Source organism: Ruegeria sp. YTSA072 (genome assembly GCF_059610285.1).
Window position 1 is genome coordinate 1 of the sequence record NZ_JBXWNI010000020.1, and the last position, 22,687, is coordinate 22,687.

A 22,687-nucleotide genomic window follows, 5' to 3' on the forward strand; every position below is an offset into this window, starting at 1 on the left:
CGGCACCTTGTCAAAAGCGTCAGGCGATGGGTCACATCCGTCTTCAAGCTCCTGAGCCAAGCGGAGGAACATATTTTTCCGACCCCGGCTCAATCCACCTTTACAACCATTTTCCCAAAGTTTTCTCCGGCCAGCAGTTGGTTAAATGCAGCCGGAGCATTTTCAAGACCTTCAACCACATGCTCTTTATACGTAATTGAACCGTCCTTCAGCCATCCTGTCATGTCCCTAACAAACTCGGCGTAAACCTCGGGGCCGAAATTGTCGAAAATTATGAAACCCTGCATTTTGACCTTCATCCGCAACAAGGTACCCATGATCACCGGGCCCATATCCGGTCCGTCCGGCAAACCCGGCAAGTTGTACCACGCCACGACGCCGCAGACCGGAACACGCGCAAACGGATTCAAAAGCGGTAAGACCGCATACAGCACCTTGCCACCGACATTCTCGAAATAGACATCAATGCCGTCAGGGCACGCGTCGCGCAATCGTGCCGAAAGATCCGCCGCGCGGTGATCCACACAAGCGTCGAACCCAAGGTTCTTTACCACATGTTCGCATTTTTCCGGGCCACCCGCGATACCCACCACGCGGCACCCTTTTAGCTTTGCGATCTGACCTACGGTTGCGCCCACCGGTCCAGCCGCAGCCGCCACGACAACGGTTTCACCGGGTTTTGGTTCGCCGATCTTCAGCAGCCCCGCATAAGCTGTGTAGCCGGGCATTCCAAGGATACCCAACGCCCAGGACGGATTGTCCGGCGCCTTGCCAAGATTGACGACCTGCTCACCAGTTGAGATCGCATAATCCTGCCAGCCACTCGTGTTTAAAACGTAGTCTCCGGCTTCGTACCCTTCGAGGTTCGATTCCACTACCTGCCCCACAACCTGAGCCGTCATGACACCACCGATCGGAACCGGTTCAGCGTACGATTTCGCGTCGTTCATACGGCCCCGCATATAAGGGTCCAGAGACAGGTACACTGTGCGCACCAGCATCTCTCCGTTGCCGGGTGTTGGAATGTCTGTGATTTCAAGCCGCAGCGTGTTGTCGTCCGGTTGTCCGTTGGGGCGTTCAGCAAGAACTATGCGACGGTTGGTGTCGGATGCTTGGGGCATTGAAATCTCCTGGAAAATGAATGGGGCGCAGCGCAACCAAGCAAGATTGTCAAAAACTGTCCAGTCAAAAAACCTAAACACCTAGCGCAGGCACCGATTGCGCGATTCCACGCCACCCATTGGTGTCGTCACTTTTTCCGCCGTTCGGTTGCTCATCCCTAGAGTTAGAAGCAGGCCGCATCGCAGAATTCATCGAGCGTCAGCTACAAGCATCACCGATATCCCCCTTCTAATCATTGCCAAGCGGTGTGGCTTCGCATTCGCTTCAACTTGAGCGGTATCTTCATGCGAAGCGGTAACTAGTTTAGAACGCGCAAACAACTTGGCAATGCCAATAGCACAAATCAGAATTTGAACTTCAATGTGAGTTTACACTCTTGAGCCGAACGTCACTCTCGCTACAAGTTATAACTGGGTAGTTTTTGTTTGTAGCTGTTCTTTACCGAGACATTGTGAGGAATAGTGCAATCTCCGGACATCAATTGACAATTTGGTGATGCCTCGGACGCGTTAACAAATGGGATTCAAATCTGGGACAAGCATGATTCATGCTAGTATCTGTGATCGAGACCAGCTTGGCACGATACCTAATGAAGGACGAAGAATGGGCGTTCTTTGAGCGCATTATCCTAGCTGCCCACGCGCCGGACGGGCGCAAACCCACCAACAACCGCCGTATTCTTGATAGCTTTTTGAATAGCTCGGATAGGTGCACCATGGGGTGATTTGCCGGACCAGTTCGGCAATTTGTCGAACCACCACCGCCAGTTCCGACGCTTTAAGCTGGCAGTGCTTTGAGAAGAGATCATGAACTCCTTGAACCAAAGTGGGGCGGTGCCGGACGCCCTGCAAACGCTCGATAGGACCATAATCTGTGCCCATCATCAGGCAGCGGGCGCTAAAGAAGAATCCGCGACAGGGTTTCGGCTGCTCAAGAGGTGGCTTCACGACCAAATTCCACCTCCTGACCAACGCGCACGACCTGCCCATGAGGACAAAAACCACGCTAGGTCAGCCATCAGACTATCTTGGTTTTGATTTGGTCACAGCGGAAGCTTTCTGGGTTTCGAAATTTGCCAACATGACCCAGTGCTATAATTCAACACCAATGAAGGACTTTGATAGCACACAGGCTTACTACAATTCTGTCCGCTGATATGGTCGGATAATCTCAGTTAATGGCAGCCGACAAACTAGGAGTCGTCGGACAATTGAGAACCCGTCGTCGGGTTCTCGCGCCATTTCCAGATCAAAAGCCAGAAGTGTGCCTTTCGCTCCAAATCAAGGAGTTGGCGCCAGGAGGGGCGGAATTTCTTTGGTTTTGAGTGGTTTTCCAACAACTATCATTTTTTGCAGTTTATGCGTAGATTTCAGATTACAATTTATTAAAGCGTTCGAGCAGGTGCTCCGATTTTTTGGAGAGTGACATTGAAATCAATACTAGGCCTTATCGCGCTATGTGTTGCGGCGCTCTGTTCTTCGCAAAGGGCGCAAGCTGCAGAGGGAGGCATCGAGACCTACCTTCTTGGCAGCCGTGACAGCATGTCGGGCATCCTTCCGCCTCCCGGAACATACCTAAATAATGATTTTGTTTATTTCAGTGGCACTGCTCCCAGCATGGCTTCGGGCGGTGTGGTCGTGACGGACCCTGATGTCGAAGTATTTACTTATAAATTCAATTTCACACATGTTTTCGACGCGCAGTGGGGCAATACGCGATTGGGTCTCAATTTCAATTTGCCCTACGTTTCGGCAAACGGGCAGTATTCTGGCGACCTCAGCTCGGGGTTTTCCGGAACCCTCAACGATGACGGCGAACATGCCTTTGGTGATATCGTTATTTCGCCTCTCTTAAACTGGAGCAAAGGCAAGTTACACACAACATTGGCCTTACAGTTCTTTCTGCCCACTGGCCACTATCAGACGACGCAAATCAACGTCGCAAACCGGTCGATTGACGCCCTGAATGCCGGAAAAAACCGATTTGCATTTGACCCAACCCTGTCAATGACCTGGTTCGACCCGACCACGGGATGGGAGTATTCAGGATCGTTTGGCGTCACCTTCAGCGCCGAGAACGACGCAACCGACTATCAGACCGCGCCCGAGGCGCATTTTGAAGGCACGGTCATGCGGCATTTACCCAACAAGCTTGCCCTTGGTGTGACCGGCTATGGGTATCATCAAATTGGCGATGACAGCGGCAGCGGGGCGGATGGGATCAAACAATTGCTTGGCGCTGATAGTTTGGAGGCCAGTGTTTATGGGCTGGGCCCGATCGTCACCTGGTCAACCCAGGTCGGCCAGACACCGATTTCAATCAAGGCAAAGTACATAAAGGAGTTTGGGGCCAAACGTAGATTTGAAAGCGACAAGGTCTGGATGACCGTTGGATTGGTGTCCTGATGAGGTGTGTTCCGTCTATTGTCCTGATGGCTGTCATTCCGGCCTCTGCGATTGCACAGCAGGGCAATCAGACATTGGCCGGCCAAGCCAGCGACCCGACCGCGTCCTTGATGTCGTTTCAACTGCAGAATTTCTATTCACCTTCTTTGCACAATGCGAACGGGGCACTGAACGTTACCCAGTTTCGCGCCGCCATTCCGTTTCAGTTGGGGGGGATCAGTAACATTGCCCGCCTGACACTTCCCTCAGTTACGTATAACTCAAATGGCGACACCGGGATTGGCGATGCCACCCTATTCAATCTGGCAGCCTTTGACCGTTCGTGGGGCCGTTATGGGATCGGTGTCGTGGCCCTGCTGCCAACGGGTGCTGATGGTGTCAGCGCCGAAAAATGGGGGTTGGGGCCAGCGCTTGGTTTCGTGGCGCGGCCTGGGTGGGGGCTTGCAGGGCTATTCAATCAGAACATTCTGACCCTAGCCGGCGACAACACGCGACCGGACGTTAATATTTCGACTCTGCAACCCATCGTCAGCTACACGCTTGATCAGGGCTGGTTGGTCGGCACATCTGACATGACTGTTGTATACGATTGGGACCGATCAGAATTCACCAGCCTGCCGATTGGGCTGAAAGTCTCGAAGTTGAGCAAACTCGGCGGTGTCCCGGTTCAGTGGCAGCTGAGCTATGAGCGTAATTTCCATGATACCGGCACCGGGCCACAAGACACGATTGGCCTGACAGCAAAGCTGTTGGTGCCGAAATGACGATGGGCGGATATTTGAACGAAAGGGTTTGAGATGACCATGCATTTGACTCTGGCAACTGCACTTGCGGTGTTACTTACGTTACCCGCGCTGGCGCAGGATACGGCCTCGGCTGACAACGCGGCTGGTGACCTCAAGGGGCAGCCTTATTCTCCCAATGCCAACCGGGGATTTCCGACCAGGGTCCTGTTCGGTGATACGCATGTCCATTCGGCATTGTCGGCGGACGCAGGTGGCGGCGGCACGACTTTGATGCCGCGAGATATGTACCGGTTCGCCCGGGGCGAGCAGGTGATGTCGAACACCGGGCAACCCGTCAAGCTTGAGCGTCCTTTCGACTTTTACATGCTGACTGAACACACCGATGGCATGGGGGTGATTACCGACATCAAAATAGGTGCGCCAAATATCATGGCGGACACACAGGGCAAGAAGTTTCACGAGGCGTTCGCGAAGGGCGGTGACGACGCCAAACAGGCTAGCATCGACCTGATCGCGCAATTCAGTCAGGGCACGTTGAGCCAGGCGTTGCTGTATCAACCCGGGATGCTAGGCTATGACAATACCTGGCGCGATCTGGTACAGGCTGCAGAAGAATTCAACGACCCGCATGTCTTTACTGCGATGATTGCTTATGAATGGACCTCGTTGACCGAAGGCAACAACCTGCATCGCAATGTCATCTTTCGCGATGGACCTGAGAGGGCGTTGCAAGTGGTTCCATTCCTGATGGCGCCTCCAATGGGCAGCCCGGATCCCCGCGATTTGTGGAAATGGATGCAAAGCTATGAGGACAAGACCGGAGGGGACGTGCTTGCTATTCCGCACAATCCGAACCTCAGCAACGGCATCATGTTTGCGCTGAATGACACGTTGAACGACAACGCGCCTTTTGATCGAGAGTATCTGCAAACCCGGCAGCAATGGGAAAAGCTGGTCGAGATTGGCCAGACTAAAGGAGACAGCGAAACCCATCCGATGCTGTCCCCGACAGATGAATTTGCCGAATACGAACGGTGGGATTGGGCCAATCTGGATATCTCCGAAGCCAAGACGCCTGAGATGCTCGCCACGGAAATGGTGCGCAATACGCTAAGAAACGGCCTGGTTTTTGAGCAATCCGATGGGATCAACCCCTTCAAGCTGGGCTTTGTGGGTGGTTCGGATATCCACACCGGGCTGACCACGCAGCTGGACAACAACTTCTTTGGCGCCTTTACTTGGATGGAGCCGTCAAAAACCCGCGCCACCTCGGTGGCCAAAGGGAATGCGGATTTGGGAATTTCCTATAAGGGTTGGCAATATGCCACTCCGGGTCCGACGGCCGTCTGGGCCACTGAAAACACCCGGGCGGGGATCTTTGACGCGATGGAACGGCGCGAGGTCTATGCGACCACGGGCCCGCGCATCACAGTGCGGTTCTTCGGCGGAGACTTCGTGGCCGACGACATCAAACACCGCGAGTTGGCACGGATCGGCTATTCAAAAGGTGTCCCGATGGGTGGTGATCTGGCGGGAAGCGATGCACCGTCTTTCCTTGTTTACGCCCTGCGTGATCCGATTGGCGCTAACCTGGACCGCATCCAGATTATCAAGGGCTGGGTTGATACAAACGGCGAGACCCATGAAAAAATCCATGACGTGGTTTGGGCCGGTGATCGCACGCCCGGTGATGACGGTAAATTACCAGCCGTCGGAAATACCGTCGATCTGAGCATCCCAAGCTGGACCAATGATATTGGCCGGGCCGAACTGGGTACCGTGTGGACTGATCCGGAGTTCGACCCCTCGCAGCACGCATTCTACTATGCCCGTGTTATCGAAATCCCGACGCCACGCTGGACCGCCTATGATGCGGTTCGCTTTGATGTCGACATGCCCGATGAGGTCAAGATGATCACGCAAGAGCGCGCCTACACCTCGCCGATCTGGTACACACCTGAAGGATGAAGCCGATGAAAACACTTATTATTGCGACATCCACCTTGGCGCTTTCGACTATGGCGTTGGCGGAACCCAACCCAATGCGTAACGCATACTTTGGCGAGACCCATATGCATACGGCACTGTCGCTGGATGCATATATAGGTGGTGCACGGCTGATGCCGTCTGACAGCCTGCGCTTTGCCAAGGGCGAGTCAGTCTTGGTAAATGGGCGTCACAAACAATTGTCGCGCCCGCTCGATTTTGCAGCGGTCAGCGATCACGTGGAATATCTGGGCGAGATGTATTCGACGATATTCCCCGAGGCACCAGGATACGAGCAGGAAGATCTGCAACAACTACGCAGCTTGGAAACGCTGAAAGACAAACAGGATTGGTTCTACAAGTACGTCATCGCCAACAATCGCGGTGAAAATCCTACCCACCCACCTTTCTATCAGGGGCCTGAGACCACCAAATCCGGTTGGCAGATCATCATCGATGCCGCCGAGGAACACAATGATCCGGGCAGTTTTACTGCCTTGATTGCCTTTGAATGGTCCGCAGCGCCGAACGGTGGCAACATGCATCGCAACGTGATCTTCCGCGATAGCGTGGTCCCGGACCTTCCGATGTCCAGCTATGATTCCAACAAGGTCGAAGACCTCTGGGACTGGCTGCAAAACGCACAAGACAACGGATCAACACTTTTGGCGATCCCGCATAATTCGAATGCGTCAAAGCAGCAGATGTTTCCCGAACTCAACAGTTTTGGCGAAGCACCGGACAAGGACTGGGCCAGCACCCGGCAGGCTTGGGAGCCGCTGATCGAAATGATGCAGATCAAGGGTAATTCTGAAGTACACGAAGCATTCTGGCAGGCGGATGAGTTCGCCGGTTTCGAAAACGCGAATTCCATTCAGAAAAACTCAAACCGGTATTTCCACAAGCGCGACTTTGTGCGCGAAGGGTTGAAACTGGGACTGGCGGCCCAACAGGAGTTGGGCGTAAATCCCTACAAATACGGGTTCATCGGCGGTACTGACAACCATAACGGTCTGATGTCTGATCTGGCCGAAGATGACTTTATCGGCGGTCACGGTCCCGAAGATGGCAGTGTTGATCGACGTCGCGAGGGTGGGGTTGGCGGTTGGATCGACGGGATCGACCTTTCGATTGGTTCACTTGCGGGTGTCTGGGCCGAGGAAAACACCCGAGCCTCGATTTGGGACGCGATGAAACGGCGTGAAACTTTCGCTACATCCGGGCCTCGGGTCAAAGTGCGGATGTTCGGTGGCTCGGACCTTGCGGACAATCCGACCGATCCCGTTGCAATGTTGGAAGATGGCTATGAAAACGGCGTACCGATGGGTGGTGATTTGATTGGAGACAAAGCGCCCACTTTCACCGTATATGCGCAAAAAGACCCGGACGGCGCTAATCTGGATCGCATCCAGATCATCAAGGGCTGGGTCGACGCGACGGGGGAGATCCACGAAGAGATCATCGACGTGGCCTGGTCCGGTAATCGCGAGATCGCCGCAGATGGCCAACTTCCTTCGGTGGGCAATACTGTCGATCTGAAAACTGCACTGTATACGAACGACATTGGCGCCCCGACATTGATGGGCAGTTGGACTGACCCCGGTTTCGACCCAGAGCAAGGCGCGTTCTATTATGCACGTGCTATCGAGATTCCGACGCCTAGGTGGTCGACGTATGATGCCGTTCGTTCTGGCCTTCCTTTGTTTGAAGAAGTCCCAGCCACAATTCAGGAACGCGCCTGGGGCTCGCCAATCTGGTATTCACCCGCCGGATAAAGCACTTTATGAAACTTAGAAATAACCGCGTAGGAAAAGTGCACAACAAGCGCAATGCACCGCTAAGTCTAAATCTTGACGAAGCGCACTGGTGCTGAGGCAGCCAACGTTCTTAGTTCGCAACTTACGGCGGCTTTGTTCGTAGTGCTGTCGCTCACGATCTCAATGAGCCAAGTCAAATGGCCGTCAACATCACGGATTCACTTCTCTTGTTCTTAGCGGTTACCTGAAAAAGGGCAACAAATCCATCGAGAACGGATGCTACCTTATTGGGGACACAAGGGAGCGGGACAAAAAAGGTTGAATCACCTTCGTGGGGCGGAACGAAGACTTTATCACTTCTTAGGATTATCGCATCGGACCGTTTGACGTTGAAAGCGCTCTGATCAACATCCCTCTGTTACGGAAACGGCGGTCGTGGGCGTGCCGGACAAGGATCGGACGGAAATTGCGAAAGCCGTAGTCGTACTGGCGGAGGGCACAGAAGGCAGTGAAGACACCCAGCGGCAAAATTCAAAGGTTCCTGCTTCGACAAGCGAGTGTCGGATCCACGTGATCGAGCCTCTCGAAGTCAAGCCCCCTCGTTCAGCTACACGGCAATTCTGCCGGGCAGCGAACGGCGGCTTAGTCCGATTGGGTTGAAAACTCTGCTTTCACATTTTTCGCCAAAATCACTTGTATAAGAAAAGTCGTTACCGCATACCCAGTACAGGTCATGAACTCCTCTCTCATCGCCGGACCGGTGTTTTGGCCGACCCCTCTTGCTCCAGTATTTCGTTTGGTTTTTTGCGGGCTACTTTTTCGGCAATTTCCTGGCTAAAAAAGGAGTTTTCAACAGTATCTCCGCGAAGTGTGGGCTCGAAGAACCTTTGCTTTTGCAACCGCAGCATCGCGATAGCGTGTTGAATGTCTCGTATAGGCCAAGCATTCAAGTCATCAATGCTTTGCGCACCTTCGCTTTCTTGCTCAGGTACCGCAATACGTCAATCCCTTGCTCCGCCAGCGCATCGCTGATACTCCTATTCGCACAGGGCTTCTATTGCTGCGCCTGTAACTTTCATTAATTTGATCCGGCGTTTGAACACGTCGTTCGTCTCACCAAAAACATGTCGATCCTCAAACGCAAACTCATCCGCATATTTTGACATGAAGTGGGCCAAGAACGTGTTGATGCTGGTTCGGATACGGGGATCATCGGCCATCAAGTCTGATGAAGCATCAAGTGTTTCACGCATCAGGGTGACCCATCGTTCGGCACCTTTGGCATTCATGAGCGCCATTGCGTTGTGCGTGTGATGAAAGCTCAACCGGAACTCCGCACCGTGATAGTAGGGGCCGCCGCCCATGACATCGACCCACATCGACGCTTGAGTTCTGATGTGATGGGCGACCCCGCCAACGCGCTCAAAGACGGACACAAACCAAGGTTCATCGGCAAAAACGCGTTCGTAGAATCTTTGCACAATGCCCACGATAGGATCTTGACCCAGAACCGAATAAAGCTGCCAAAATTGGATCGGCTTCGTCATGTCACTGGGTGCCGTGAGCGAGACAACCTCGGGCATCCGGTGCGCATCTGAAGGCAGCAGTCCCTTCTCAATGGCCCCTGCGATGTAGGCGTACTGAATCTTTTCGCTCATGTGGCCATGGCGAGTCGGGTATTTGGGAAGGTCAACAGTATCCATGCCGTCGTTTCCTTGGGATGTAAGCTTGCAATGTTTCTGGAACCTCGCGCATTCACTATGGCGGAATTCGGAAACAGAGTTCGGGCAAAGCAGGCTAATCTCTTAACGAGAAAGGCCAAATGCCTTACGATATTTCGGGATGAAAAGTTCTTTCCCCTTCATCTGGCGCGTGACCCAGTCACCGACAGTTGCAAACAACCAGCTGTTGCCGAGTTGAGAGCCAAGCGGCACAAAGATCGGCGCTTTCCTCCATGGGGTGTACGGCTTTTGATCCTCAACAGCCCGTCCCTTCAAGACCTGTTTCAGCGTCTTGATGAGCCACGGGTTCTGCCGCGCGATCGCAACAATCGTCATACCATCGCCGACATCCGCTATGTCCCCAGCGATGAAAACATTCGGATGGTCTGAGGGTCGCATCCACTCGTCGGTCTTGACCCGACCTGACGGGCCGAGGTTCACACCCGACAATGTCTGAAGTAGGGAAGTATTTGGCTTTGACCCGATTGCCGGGAACACCAGATCAGCTGTCACAACACGGCCATCGGTCAGGGTCACGGACCCCGCAAACGGCAAATCCGTACGCTGAAGGTTCGATACACGTTGACCAAAAACGACTGTCACACCCGCGCTTTCAAGCTTGCGTAAAAGCTGCGCGCCAAGCCTGGCAGGATACATCGGAAACAGGGTGTCGTCCGACGAAATCAGAGTGATTTCCTTATCCGGCTTTGCCGCAGCAATTTCGCCTGCGAGTTCTGTTCCAACGGCTCCCGCCCCAACGATGGTTACAGATTTCGCCCAGGCGAGTTGCGCGCTGACATCTGTGCTGGCCCTACGAAAATCATCAATGCTGTCACCTGTTGGCTTAAAGGGCGCGGCATAGGACGAACCCGTCGCAAGGACGATGAAATCAGCCGGATAGACGGTGCCGTCCTCCAAAAATACTTCGGACTGCGACACCGAAACCGCGCGCCCGCGAATGACCTGTCCGTTATTCAGCAGATGATCGTAAGGCAGAATGATCTGATCCAACAATTCAGGTTCTAGGAGAGCTCGAATGCAAGCCGACGGCTGAACGAAAGCTTCACGCTGTTCGATCAGCGTGACGTCAGCCCTGACATCCAATTCTTGAGCGACTTCGTAGCCGACATACCCGCCGCCAACGATGACAACCTTTTTCTTGGCCATCCTGATCCTCATTGTTTTCTTAAATTCGGAACTGTAGTTAGAACTACAAGATCACAACAACAAGTACGATCACTTGGGATACTGTAATGGCGCAGGTCGAACCTGATAAAAATTGCCTTATTGAGCCGCTGATTTCAGCTATCTCGGGGCGATGGAAATTGTTGGTTATCTATTGGCTGGCGCAGGAAACCTCTCGCTTCAATCAGCTTCAGCGGAACCTTGGCGGTATCACGCACCGGACCCTGACCCGCCAATTAAGCGAGTTGCAGGAAGCAGGCTTTGTCTCGCGAAAGGACTTTAAGACAATCCCGCCGCATGTCGCGTACAGCCTAACCCCATTGGGTCAAAGCCTGATCCCCCTCCTGCAGGCGATGCATGACTGGGCGGCTGCAAACGCAGACAAACTACCGCACTCGCAGTGATGGCAATCTTCGACGAGAAGTTCAGTGATATTGAGGGCTTCTCAGTTTCTGCAAGTGACCTGTGAGTCCACATTGTGAGCTCTGGCTCGACCAATTTTTGGCGGACCTGAGCCGCAACATTCTCTGACGTCAATGTTTCGTACTAAAGAAGTGATCGTTTAACAGCTTTGTAAAGTTGAATGTAGGTAGCAAATCCGAATTCTGCGATCAGGACAGCGCCTGTTTCGGGGGAGTCCCGACCCCTGCAGAGAGGCTGCTGGTCATGTTGCCAGTGTATTTGTCTTTCACTTTCGTGGATGCACCATGGCTGCCCAGTATTTTGATTTGCCTCTACATGGTGATCACCGTTCTTCTGCTCATCAACCGAATACCGATCTGGTTTTTCAAGACTACGCAGATCTCTCGCGAGAACGCGCAGCGTTTCCTCATCGGTGTCGCAGTTATGGGGGCCGCGCAACTGACATTTGCTTGTGGGCCACGCCGATCGCGCTTTATTTCGGGTATGTGGGTATGGTTGCCTGGGTATGTTTCGACAAGGAAACACCTTCTAACCGTTAAGGCCTCAATAAGGACATCAAAGCCCTTCAAACCTCCTGCGCTCGCTGGGCGCCCGTCCATGGCAAGACAAATCGGGCCATCACCAATGTCAGCTGACAGCACGCGGTTGAACACACTAGTAGACGTCCTGGCAAGGTTCTGGAAGTTGGAGTAGGCATCGGGCTGCTGCTGGAACATTACGGTCTTGAAACACAGGTGACCGAATTCGATTTCAGCGAGGACATGCTACAAAAGGCGCGCGACAAAGTAAGGGACCTATCACTGCACCACGTCGAGGAACTGAGGCAAATGGATGCCCGACCCGCACAACCATTTCGATACTGTTACAGCAAAGCATGTGCTCTCTGTCGGACCGGAATCGGAAAGGTTTATGGCGGAAATAACGAGGGTATACAAACCAGGTGACAGCGTGGTGATCACCGACCATTTCCAACGACAGCAGGGGCTGCTTGCGTCTCTGGAACAAAAATCACCCCTCTGGCAAACACAATCGGCTGGCATTCTGACTTTGAGATCGAAACAGTACTGCGAGAAGATGCCCTCGTCGTCGAAGAGCAAAACCCCCTCCACCGTTGGGGGCGATGACCGTCATGGTGCTGAGAAAATAGAAAGCTGCGTTGTACCCTTTACCCTTAGCAGTTTCGGGCCAGACGAATCGAGCTGAAGAACGTATGTCAATTCGTTTCGGACCCAGATCGTGGGTTTCGTCATTGCATTTGAGGTGTTCTGACCACACAAGACACTTTGATCGCGCCAAAGATTGCTTCAGCTAGGCGAAGAGCGTCCAGCTCATCGATGTAACCGAGGTTTACTCGATAGGCCCGGTATCAGTTGCATCCTACGGGAGTATGAACGCCCCAGCGATTGCAATAATAGTGCCGTACCGTTTCCATGCCAAACTGGCAGGTTGAGAGAGCACCCTGCTCATTCCTGAAATCAATATCTTGAGGCGGTAATACTGTTGCACTCATCACCTTGCCTTTGCGCAAATATATTGAACAATCGCAGCGCATTGAATGATCGATGTATGGTATCGAAAAAGTAATTTTTACAAAGCCGCAATGACGACTGCCTCTAAATTGCTTCACTTTTCGCTCCAACGGTTGAACCGGCGTCGCTTTGCCAAATGTCACCCGTTTGTCATCCGAAGGCTTGATCGAAGCCATAGCCCGGGACGCAGACGAAGTTCTCGCTGTTGTGCAGTTGCTTCAATGGCTACTTCCGGGTTTGGCGTTCAACGCTGCCTACTTTCGCGCTTAGCTCACCAGCTCAATTTTGTAGGCTGGGTGAGTTTAACCGCCTCCAGAACATTGCGCCTCGACCGTACTCATTTTCCCGTTGAGCCGTCACTCGACGCTAAGTCCGCGAGGCTTCAAATGCCGCCCATGCTTTTTCAAAGGTGTCGAAATCGAACCCTGATGAGAGCGCGGGATCGAGGACCAGCTTTTCGGTTTCAAGCAATTTGATGATCGCCTGCTCAAGCTCGTCCAACACCTCGGGCGGGATCACCAGAGCGCCATGCCGGTCGGCATGCACAAGGTCTCCCTCTCTGATAGACAGGCCGAAGATTGTCACCGGTGTTCCAACCTCTTTCACGTGCACGTAACCGTGACTTGGCCCGACAGACCCGGCAACGACAGGAAACTCATCCGGCAGGTCGCCAAGGTCCCGCATAACGCCATTGGTCAGTGCGCCACTGATGCCAAAGCCCTTGTGGACCGTGGTGTTGATCTCACCCCAATAAGCGCCAATGCAGTCGGGATAATCCGAATCTTCCACCACGGCCACAGATGGGCCGTTGCCTGACGCCATATGCCGATAGTAATCCATTCGGCGCGCGCGGATCACGTCGGGTGCCTCGGTCGGCGGGTTCACGGCGGCAATCTTCGCGGTACGGGCATATCCCACCATCGCGCCCGCATCGGGATCCGAGCATAACATTGTGCCTCGGGTAAAGTCATTGAAGCCGCGCTTGCCCTGTGCCACTTCGATGGCATTGCAAACAGTCGGCGTGTCGACCTTTTTCAGCAGTTCCAGTAGGGATCGGTTCATATCATCTCCAGCCAGCGGATCAGAGCCGCCGTGGTTTGTTGAGGTTGTTCCAGAGTCGGCAGATGACCGGCATTTTCGATGATCTCCAACCGGCTCTGCGGCATCAGGTCGTGCATCAATTCATGCGTTGAGACAGGGCACAGGGCATCGTCGCGCCCACAGAGAACGAGTGCTACGCCGGTGAAATCCTGCAGGGTGTTGATCTGATCTGCACGATCCCGCAGAGCTTTGGATTGATTGACGAAAACGTCCGGCCCAAGATCCATGGACATATCCATGCACAAATCCAGAATAGAAGCGCGACGCGGGCCGTCAGTCAGATAGTTCGGCTTCATCTCTTCGGCCATCACCTTGCGCAGGTTGCCGCGTTCGACAGCATTGATCTGAGGGCCTCGTCTGGCTTTGAACTCGTCCAACTCTGCCCGAGGATTGGTGTCCATCAATGCCAAACCGGCCACACGGTTAGGAGCCTGCCGCAGGATTTCCATCGCCACGATGCCACCCATTGAAAGTCCCGCCAGGGCAAAGCGTTGGGGTGCGTAAGTCAGCACCTCGGCGGCAAGAGCGTGCATCGTGTTATGTCCGCCGATGGGAGCAGACAGGATTGGGTATTTGCCTGACAAAGCCGCAATTTGCGGAATGAACAATCTCGCATCGCACATCATTCCGGGCAGAAGGACAAGGGGCGTCATTTGACCAGGGCAACTCCTTCGGCAAGCGCGCCTAGCTTGGCATAGGCGATTTCCGGGTCGATAGCGCCAAACCCCGCAAAGGTGCCAAAGCCACAATCCGACCCCGCAATCACCCGGTCAGACCCAACAATGTTCGTAAACCGCTCAACACGCTGCGCGATCAGCTCCGGGTGTTCGACGAAATTCGTGGTGGTGTCGACCACACCGGGGACCAGAACCTTGTCCTCGGGTATCTCGGATTTACGGTCGCGGAAAACGGTCCACTCGTGAGCGTGACGCGGGTTCGAAGTCTCAAACAGGACATAGCGCGACTTGGTCGCCATCAGGGTACTGAATACCTTGTCCATCGCAATGTCACAGCAATGCGGACCCTCATAGTTGCCCCAGCAGATATGCACCCGTACGCGATCCTGTGGGACGTTCTGAAGCGCGTGGTTCAGCGCCTCTACATGCATATCGGCGATTTCGACGAACGCGTCGTCTGAAAGGTCTGTGAACAGCATATGGCGCGACAAGGCCAGATCGGGACAATCCAGTTGCAGATCCAGACCTGCGGCCACGATGGTCTCGTATTCCTCTTTCATGGCATCGGCCAGCGCGGCCAGATAGGCCTCACGCGTGGGGTAGAAATCGTTCTGCAAAAACAGTGAGATCACGCCCGGTGACGCGGCATTCATGAAACCGCGCTCGACCCCATGCTGCGTCATAGCCGCCTTGAGGTTGGCGATGTCCTTCTCTAACTCACCCTGCCCTTTTGATCGCACTTCTCCGGTGCACATTGGTCGGGCGTATTGCGGCGTGCCGCCGTCATTGGCCAGCCGCTGCAGAAAGCCGGGGAACATCTTCAAATCTGCCGGCGCGTTTCGGGGGCTGTCACCGGAAAACCCGGTGTAGCGGTCCTTGACATAGGTCGCATAAGAAATCTTCGAAGTCTCTCCGTCGCTGACTATATCAACGCCAGCTTCGACCTGTTTGCGCACCGTCTCAGACACTGCGGCGGTCATACACGCGTCAAACGCTGCTGCTTCATATGGTTCACTGTTTTCCCTGGCAAAGATAAGATCCACGACGTCCTGTGTTCGGGGCAAAGACCCAACATGTGTGGTTTTTACGGCCATAAAGACCTCCTTACAGTTTTCGTGCCATCAGCACAGTATGGCTTTGGGTTTCAGGGTCTTCGGCCAAAAAGCCGGTCAATTGCAGCCCGTTCTCTTCAAGGCACGTTGCATAACCGGCCGGGGACAACGAGGCGTGGTAGACAAGCTCTGATCCCACCGTACCGCTGACTTCCCCGGCGCGTGGGCCTACGGTCAGCATCAGCATTCCACCGTTATGTAAATGGCGTGCCATGCGGGTGATGCAGCCCTTCTGCTCATCTGCCGTCAGGTGAAAAAAACTGTTCCAGGCGATGATCCCATCGAATTGCTGATCCAGCTCAAAATCCCGCATGTCAGCTTTCCGCCAATCCCCGTCCGGCCAGCGTTCTTTGGCGATGTTCAGCATGGCTGCGGAAAAATCGACACCCGTGACATCAAACCCTTCGGCCATAAACCAGCGCGCAATGGGATCGCCTGTGCCACAGCCCAGATCCAGTACGTGGTCACCCGGTTTGAGGCTGGCCGTGAAGCGCGCCAGCCAGCGCGCCTCGAAAAGGGCTTTTGAGCGGCGCATGTCATACTCTGTGGCTTGCCGCTCATATATGGCTTGGGTGTCGTTCGGGTCTGCGCTCATCCTGTCCAGGTCGCTCCTGCCGGTTCATCGGTTGCAGTGATCCGGTACAGGCCCGCCTGCCCGGTCATTGATGGCTGAACGCTATAGGATTCACCGGGTAAAACCAGAGCCGTGTCACCTGTCGAAATTGTGGTTTCGTGCTCGTCGATCGAGATATACCAGTGACCGCTGGCTGGCATCAGAACCACAGGTTTATCCGCCGCAATCGGTTCGGTCACAGAGGACCCCCGGCCAAGGAAGTCTACCGCAAACCCCGGCTTATCCTTGATCAACCCGCTCTCACCAATCACCTGCGCAGGCTTTTTGGCCGACAACGCCATCAGATCCCAATACCGTGCAACATATTTGCCGACGACATCCTCAACCGGAACCTCAGGGTAGCCCTTCAATTGCTCTTCGGTCAGCAAGGGCATTGGGCGCACATTATGAGGCAGCTCCTGCCCTTTCTTGGAGTCGTACAGAACGCCATTGTCGCCCAGCATCAGACCATGCGCCTGCGCGTCTTCGATGACCTGCGGGGCCCACTTGACGCCTCCGCCCGCGTCGTCTCCGCCCAGGATTGCCATGATCATACCGTAGTCTTGGCCAACATTTTCGAAACCACGGAAGATACCGGTCGGGATGTTGAAAATATCGCCCTCCTCGGCGATGAACTCACCAGCGTTGCCATAACGGCCCCAGAAAAAGCGCCAGCGTCCTTTGGCAACAAAGAAAACCTCGGCCGTTGTGTGGCTGTGCAATGAGTTCCGGCATTTCGGCGGCTGACCGGCGGCACCGATGTTGAAGCCGATCTTGTCGGTGATGTGCACGTGCTGATCCGGAGATTCTGACACGCCACCGCCGATGATCGTGAAATTCTCTTTCTGATCGCTGCCCGGCGTATGGGCATCGATAAATGCGGTTTTACAGGGTTGGAGCTCGCCGTAGCGGACAATGCGGGAAGTGATGGCTGATTTGGTCATGACGTATGATCCGATATTTTGTTTTCAGGAATGCAAGCTTGTGTGCTCTGGCGGCACAGGCGCTCACTCCCCTGGCGGGCGCAGGTTCAATCGCCGCGCCCGCAGGCTTTGACGGAACATATGGAAACGTCGACGGGTTCCGGTTTCACGTAGACCACCTGCAAGGATACGATATGCGACCGGGCGGGCCACTCAGACCTCTCCGCTCTGCAACAGGATCTGCTTCCAGACCGAGGTTTCATCGAACAGAGTGTATTCACGGCGCAACTGCGGCTGCCCCGCAATCAGTGCGCCAAACTCGGCATGGCTGATCCCGAGGACATAAACCTGTGCCCCCGTCGGCGCCCCGAACATGCCCCAACCGTCATGCTTGCCCCAAAGGCTCCAGCGAATTGCTGATCGCGGCGGCATATCCGGGTCGTCGCGCCCAACCTGGTGTTCAACCTTGAATTCAGCATTCGGGAAACTTGCCCGCAGCCCCATCCAGAAACGATCGACGGCATCCCAGCCGTGCCCCGTGACACCGCCCACATACTCAGACTGCACCGCACGGTCATATTCAGCCGCGATTGTGCCCATATCGGCACTCATGATCCGGGTCAGGATATCAGCATATCGCTGCCCCCACTCATTATCGTTGCCACGGCCCTTGTAGGGGCCAGGCTGATCGATCTCGGGCGTCAGAGGTTTGGTGCAGCTGTCCTTACCGCCCTCGCGCGCAATCAGATCAGCGGCGTATTCTTTCGGGTCCCAGCCCATCTGCCGCACAATCGCGCCCTGATCGCGGATCAACCATTCGTCGTTGATCTGGTTGTCGATGGCGTGGCAGTCGGCCAGAATTCGATAGCATAGTTTTGTACCCGTAGGCTTGCCATAAACCCCCTCGGCCAGATGCGTGGCCGTGGAAAGGATGCGGTGAGAGCTCAGCATGCCCTCTTCCGGCGTGCCCGACCAGATCACATCTTCACCCATCAACTGCCGATCCGGAAACTCGGCCAGGGTCGCCATCGTGGCGCCGATCACATTCTGATTTCCCAGAACCACCGAACCGGGTGAGCGAACGACGATATCTTCGCTGTAATACTCGTGCAGGGTTGCGATGCCCCGGTCTTCCCAGATCTCTTTGGTAATTCCGATGATATAGTCGGGAAAATCCCGGAACTTGGGATCAAAGCCTTTCATGTTTTCATCCTTTGCGGGGTCCAGCCTTTGGGCAGCCGCGCCGAGGTGCGCACGATCAACGGTCCATCAATCGCGACCTTGCGGGCTGCGGCAATTGCCGGGTTTTCAATATGGTCCAACAAGGCGTCAACGGTCTCGGCAACCATCAAGTTGGCGCGCTGACGAATGGTGGTGAGGTTATAGGCAAGCCATCCGGCCTGCGGTACGTCATCGTATCCAACGACAGAAACATCTTCTGGTATACGCATTCCAAGTTCAAACCGAATGACGTCCATCACGGCAAGCGCCATATGGTCATTGGCGACGAACACCGCGTCGGGTCGTTTTTGCGGTTCAACATCAAACATGCGGCGCGCGGCCAGTCGCGCATTTTCGGTCAGGAACTCTCCGATTTCGTAGGCGTACAGATCCTGCCCTGCATCACCGAGAGCGGCGCGAAACCCGGCCTCGCGGTCTCGCTGGGTTGAGGCACCCTGCCAACCGGCAATGTAAGCGATGCGACCGTGGCCTGCGGCAATAAAGAATTCAGCGACCTTGCGGCCGCCGGAATAATTGTCAGAGGTCACCGAGGTGATCCCGTCGATATCCTGACTACGGTTGAACAGCACGACCGGCACACCAGCTTGTTGGCACCGTGTTGCGATATCGGACGACATCGCGACCGAGGCCAAGATCACGCCATCAACCTGATAATCAAGAATTTCCTCCATAACGTCGTCAATGTTTCCGGCGGTTCTGGAGGCCATGAAAATCAGGACGTGATACCCCTGCTCCTGCAACTCGTTCGACAGCTTCTCGAGCGCTTCGGGGTAGAAATAGTTGTCCAAATAGGCGACGACCAAACCGATGATGCGGCTTTTGCCCGACACCATCGCGCGCGCCAACACATTGGGGCGATAGCCAAGTTCGGTCGCGGCTTTGCGCACCTTTTCTTCCGTCTTCTTGCTGACCGAGGCACCGGGCGTGAAGACGCGGCTAACGGCAGACTGACTTACACCTGCAAGCTGGGCGACCTGAAGTGATGTTACTTTCTCAGCCATCAGTCTGCCGTCCAACCTCCATCAATCAACATCGAGGTGCCTGTGACCAGAGCAGCGGCGTCCGAAGCGAGGTAGCGTACCGCGCCCATGATATCCTCGACCTCGCCCACGCGACCCAGTTTGATCTTGTCCAAGATCCACGCGGCGCGTTCTGGGTTGTCAAAGGTGGATTGGGTCAGAGGCGTTCGAATGAAAGTCGGGCAGACCGTGTTGATCCGGATGCCCTGCTTGCCCCACTCGATGGCCATTGATTTTACCATCCCTTCAAGCCCGTGCTTGGTGGCACAATAAAGCGCCCGTTCGACCCCTCCAACATGCCCCATTTGGCTGGAGATGTGGATGATCGAACCTGGCCTGTCAGCCTCGATCAAGGCGCGAGCGGCATAGGCCGACAGGAAGTAAGCGGAACGCAGATTGACGCCCGTGACAACATCGAAATCCTCAGGCGTTGTCTCAATAGCAGCACTGTGCCGTGCAACGCCGGCCGAATTCACCACGACATCAAAGCTGCGCGTTTCAAAAAGCTGCTTTAGCGCATCCAGATCGCCCTGATCCAGAACCAGCGCCTCGGCCGACCACCCCTCTGCCTGCAGAGCAGCGACAGTTGCATTCAACCGATCTTCGCCTCTGGCCGCACAGACGACATGCGCGCCCGCCTCGGCCAGCGCCACGGCACAACCCTGCCCGATGCCCGAAGAGGCTCCGGTCACAAGAGCGGTTTTTCCGCTCAGGGAAAACGAAGGGGTGCGTGGCAGTTCAGTCATCAGCTCATTCCATCCGGTATTTCAATGCGCCCTATGTTTCGGGCTTTGTTGAATTCCCGTAGACGGGCGAAGACGTCAACGCCTAGTTGGCGATACGCATCCAGAAGATCGACCAACACCCAGTTTTCTCGAATGCGCCCGTTTTCCAGCCGCCAGAAATCGAGGCTGCGCATTGTGATCTTCTTGCCCGAGGGCGCGATGCCCAACCATCCATCATGAGTGACGGTCTGGATCATATTGGGCCAGCCGGTCACGGCCGCGTATTCGCCATCGCCGAAGAAATGGTAGGTAATGTCCTCGACGTATTTCCCGCGATCCGGCATCCCGTTCAGGAACGGAATCTGGTGCCAGTTGCGGAAGCCTGCATAGCCTCGCCCGGTGCCGATGCCTGAGGGGCCATACCAATTCATACGGGGATGCCAGAACCGCTCCATCTCCATCACCTCGGGGCCGCCTTGCGACGGGTGTTTCTTGAGGTGCTCCAGCATGTCGATGATGTGTTTGCAGGTTTCTTTACCTTTGGCCTCATCATGGGGCCCAGGCACCAACCCGTCCTGCGTGGCCGGCCCGGGCACGTGCCATTCGCGGCCAAGACTGGGGGCCATGGGCCAGGCACTTGCCTGCATCATCACCTCGGGGATATCCCAAAGGGCTTGCATTTCAGCAACTTTGCCGTTTTCGAAACGGTAAAACTCATGAAACCGCATGGTGACCTGGTGGCCTGTCGGCGGGATGTCCAGCCACGGGCCGGTGAACGTACCGGTGTAGTAGCCGCCGCATCCAATCCAGTCAGAACCATGTTCATCCGGTCCACCCATGACGATGTAATCCCGCCGTTCCAGATCGGGCCAGGCAGTCAACAGGTCTTTATAGGCGCTGTCATAGAAAGCGTCGCTGCCAATGCTGTCGCCAAAGGGATGACATAGGTGGAAAACGGCGTCCGAGGCCGTTACCTCGGCCAGTGCCGCGCGAACACTGGCCTCGGAAAAATCATACATCGCGGCCCTGAGCGGAGCGATCAGGGCCTTATGCTGTGTATGCCTATCACTCATTCAGCGGCATCCCGATAAGGCGCCGGCTCGCCATAGGGCACGTTAATGCCGCCATAGCGACGCACGCGGACGTTGCACTGTTCTGCGTGGCCCACAAAACCTTCCAACATGCACAGACGCGAGCCGTATTCGCCGATTAGTGTCGCCGCCTCGTTGGTCAGAACTTTCTGATAACTGTGCGTTTTCAGATACTTCCCGACCCAAAGCCCGCCGGTATAGCGCCCCGCCTTCTTCGTTGGCAGCGTGTGGTTCGTACCAATCACCTTGTCCCCGTTTGACACGTTGGTGCGCGGACCAAGGAACAACGCGCCATAGCAGGTCATATTCTCAAGGAACCAGTCGTCACGATCCGTCATCACCTGCACATGTTCCGAGGCGATATCATCGGCGACCTGCAGCATCTCGTCATACGTGTCGCAGACGATCACCTCGCCGTATTCATCCCAGGACACTTTCGCAGTGTCGGCGGTCGGCAGGATGCCCAACAGGCGGTCCACCTCGGACAGCGTCTCATTGGCAAGCTTTTCAGAGTTTGTCAGCAACACGCAGGGGCTGTTGTATCCGTGTTCGGCCTGTCCCAGCAGATCGGTTGCGCATAGCTCGGCATCTGCCGCGGTCTCGTCCGCGATCACCATGGTTTCGGTGGGACCTGCAAACAGATCAATGCCGACGCGCCCGAACAACTGGCGTTTCGCTTCCGCGACAAAGGCGTTGCCGGGACCAACCAGCATGTGAACCGGATCAATCGTCTCGGTGCCCAAAGCCATCGCACCAATGGCCTGTATGCCACCCATAACGTAGATCTCATGCGCGCCACCCAAATGCATGGCCGCAATCACTGCTGGGTTCGGCTTGCCTTTGAACGGAGGCGTACAGGCTATGATACGAGGGACACCCGCGACCGAAGCCGTGGCCACGGACATGTGGGCTGAGGCCACCATTGGGAACTTACCGCCAGGGACATAACATCCGACCGATTGTACGGGGATGTTCTTATGGCCAAGGATCACGCCCGGCAGGGTTTCGACCTCAATGTCCAGCATTGAATCCCGCTGAGCCTGCGCAAAGTTGCGCACCTGTTCCTGGGCGAATTTAATGTCGGCCAGTTCCCTATCGGTCAATTGACCGATCAAGTCATCGATTTCCTGCTGGCTCAGGCGGAACGAGGCTGGCGAGTAGTTATCGAACTTCTCACTCAACTCACGTACCGCAGCGTCACCGCGGGTTTCGATGTCTTTCAGGGTCGCCTCAACCACGGCGCGGGTTTTGGCATCATCTTCCGCCCGGTCCGCATCGGATTTGCCGCGTTTAAGATACTCGATTGCCAT

Annotated in this window: 18 protein-coding genes and 3 pseudogenes; 8 read left to right on the top strand and 13 right to left on the bottom strand. The window is 55.1% G+C overall.

The window, feature by feature from the left end; all coding sequences use genetic code 11:
• Window positions 1-89: 89 nt before the first annotated feature.
• Window positions 90-1,121, bottom strand: coding sequence for an NADPH-dependent curcumin/dihydrocurcumin reductase (curA, locus tag AC2FIB_RS20930; RefSeq protein ID WP_496737682.1), 1,032 nt, complete (start codon window positions 1,119-1,121; stop codon window positions 90-92).
• 563 nt (window positions 1,122-1,684) lie between these two features.
• Here curA and AC2FIB_RS20935 point away from each other — a divergent pair.
• The 6 genes and pseudogenes from AC2FIB_RS20935 to AC2FIB_RS20960 all read left to right on the top strand — a co-directional run.
• Window positions 1,685-2,175: pseudogene (locus AC2FIB_RS20935) on the top strand (transposase); the annotation flags it as partial.
• A gap of 374 nt (window positions 2,176-2,549) precedes the next feature.
• Entirely contained in the window at window positions 2,550-3,527 is a 978-nt protein-coding gene (locus AC2FIB_RS20940; protein WP_496842683.1) for a SphA family protein, read from the top strand.
• Window positions 3,527-4,291, top strand: coding sequence for a hypothetical protein (locus AC2FIB_RS20945; protein WP_496737680.1), 765 nt, complete (start codon window positions 3,527-3,529; stop codon window positions 4,289-4,291). The genes AC2FIB_RS20940 and AC2FIB_RS20945 overlap by 1 nt, the downstream gene beginning before the upstream one ends.
• Window positions 4,292-4,324: 33 nt before the next feature.
• The gene (locus AC2FIB_RS20950) at window positions 4,325-6,241 is read left to right on the top strand and encodes a DUF3604 domain-containing protein (protein ID WP_496842684.1); all 1,917 of its coding nucleotides are present in this window, start codon (window positions 4,325-4,327) and stop codon (window positions 6,239-6,241) included.
• Between the two features lie 5 nt (window positions 6,242-6,246).
• Window positions 6,247-8,034, top strand: coding sequence for a DUF3604 domain-containing protein (locus AC2FIB_RS20955; RefSeq protein ID WP_496842685.1), 1,788 nt, complete (start codon window positions 6,247-6,249; stop codon window positions 8,032-8,034).
• A gap of 399 nt (window positions 8,035-8,433) precedes the next feature.
• Window positions 8,434-8,676: pseudogene (locus AC2FIB_RS20960) on the top strand (AMP-binding enzyme); the annotation flags it as partial.
• Between the two features lie 377 nt (window positions 8,677-9,053).
• Here AC2FIB_RS20960 and AC2FIB_RS20965 read toward each other — a convergent pair.
• Entirely contained in the window at window positions 9,054-9,719 is a 666-nt protein-coding gene (locus tag AC2FIB_RS20965; protein WP_496737677.1) for a globin domain-containing protein, read from the bottom strand.
• Window positions 9,720-9,821: 102 nt separating this feature from the next.
• The gene (locus AC2FIB_RS20970) at window positions 9,822-10,904 is read right to left on the bottom strand and encodes an NAD(P)/FAD-dependent oxidoreductase (protein ID WP_496737676.1); all 1,083 of its coding nucleotides are present in this window, start codon (window positions 10,902-10,904) and stop codon (window positions 9,822-9,824) included.
• Window positions 10,905-10,990: 86 nt separating this feature from the next.
• Here AC2FIB_RS20970 and AC2FIB_RS20975 point away from each other — a divergent pair, with 86 nt between their 5' ends.
• Complete coding sequence (locus AC2FIB_RS20975; protein WP_496737675.1) at window positions 10,991-11,326, top strand: winged helix-turn-helix transcriptional regulator; 336 nt, start codon at window positions 10,991-10,993, stop codon at window positions 11,324-11,326.
• Window positions 11,327-12,079: 753 nt separating this feature from the next.
• Window positions 12,080-12,548 (top strand): annotated as a pseudogene (locus tag AC2FIB_RS20980) (class I SAM-dependent methyltransferase).
• 692 nt (window positions 12,549-13,240) lie between these two features.
• On the opposite strand, the gene AC2FIB_RS20985 reads toward AC2FIB_RS20980, so the two are convergent.
• The 10 genes from AC2FIB_RS20985 to hisD form a co-directional block, all read right to left on the bottom strand.
• A complete protein-coding gene (locus tag AC2FIB_RS20985; RefSeq protein ID WP_496737674.1) occupies window positions 13,241-13,936 on the bottom strand; it encodes an RraA family protein in 696 nt (231 codons plus the stop codon).
• A complete protein-coding gene (locus AC2FIB_RS20990) occupies window positions 13,933-14,628 on the bottom strand; it encodes an alpha/beta fold hydrolase (protein ID WP_496737673.1) in 696 nt (231 codons plus the stop codon). The genes AC2FIB_RS20985 and AC2FIB_RS20990 overlap by 4 nt, the downstream gene beginning before the upstream one ends.
• Window positions 14,625-15,746 carry a cobalamin-independent methionine synthase II family protein gene (locus AC2FIB_RS20995; protein ID WP_496737672.1) on the bottom strand — a complete coding sequence of 374 codons (1,122 nt, stop codon included), beginning with the start codon at window positions 15,744-15,746 and terminating at the stop codon, window positions 14,625-14,627. Before AC2FIB_RS20995 ends, AC2FIB_RS20990 begins: the two co-directional genes overlap by 4 nt.
• A 10-nt stretch (window positions 15,747-15,756) precedes the next feature.
• A complete protein-coding gene (locus AC2FIB_RS21000) occupies window positions 15,757-16,359 on the bottom strand; it encodes a class I SAM-dependent DNA methyltransferase (protein WP_058273406.1) in 603 nt (200 codons plus the stop codon).
• Window positions 16,356-17,321 carry a cupin domain-containing protein gene (locus tag AC2FIB_RS21005; protein ID WP_496737671.1) on the bottom strand — a complete coding sequence of 322 codons (966 nt, stop codon included), beginning with the start codon at window positions 17,319-17,321 and terminating at the stop codon, window positions 16,356-16,358. Before AC2FIB_RS21005 ends, AC2FIB_RS21000 begins: the two co-directional genes overlap by 4 nt.
• A 192-nt stretch (window positions 17,322-17,513) precedes the next feature.
• Window positions 17,514-18,503 carry a nuclear transport factor 2 family protein gene (locus AC2FIB_RS21010; RefSeq protein ID WP_496737670.1) on the bottom strand — a complete coding sequence of 330 codons (990 nt, stop codon included), beginning with the start codon at window positions 18,501-18,503 and terminating at the stop codon, window positions 17,514-17,516.
• Window positions 18,500-19,543 (bottom strand): LacI family DNA-binding transcriptional regulator, encoded by a 1,044-nt coding sequence (locus AC2FIB_RS21015; RefSeq protein ID WP_496737669.1) that lies wholly within the window; start codon window positions 19,541-19,543, stop codon window positions 18,500-18,502. The genes AC2FIB_RS21010 and AC2FIB_RS21015 overlap by 4 nt, the downstream gene beginning before the upstream one ends.
• Window positions 19,543-20,307 carry an SDR family NAD(P)-dependent oxidoreductase gene (locus tag AC2FIB_RS21020; protein ID WP_496737668.1) on the bottom strand — a complete coding sequence of 255 codons (765 nt, stop codon included), beginning with the start codon at window positions 20,305-20,307 and terminating at the stop codon, window positions 19,543-19,545. Before AC2FIB_RS21020 ends, AC2FIB_RS21015 begins: the two co-directional genes overlap by 1 nt.
• Complete coding sequence (locus AC2FIB_RS21025) at window positions 20,307-21,359, bottom strand: ester cyclase (protein WP_496737667.1); 1,053 nt, start codon at window positions 21,357-21,359, stop codon at window positions 20,307-20,309. Before AC2FIB_RS21025 ends, AC2FIB_RS21020 begins: the two co-directional genes overlap by 1 nt.
• Window positions 21,356-22,687, bottom strand: coding sequence for a histidinol dehydrogenase (gene hisD, locus AC2FIB_RS21030; protein WP_496737666.1), 1,332 nt, complete (start codon window positions 22,685-22,687; stop codon window positions 21,356-21,358). Before hisD ends, AC2FIB_RS21025 begins: the two co-directional genes overlap by 4 nt.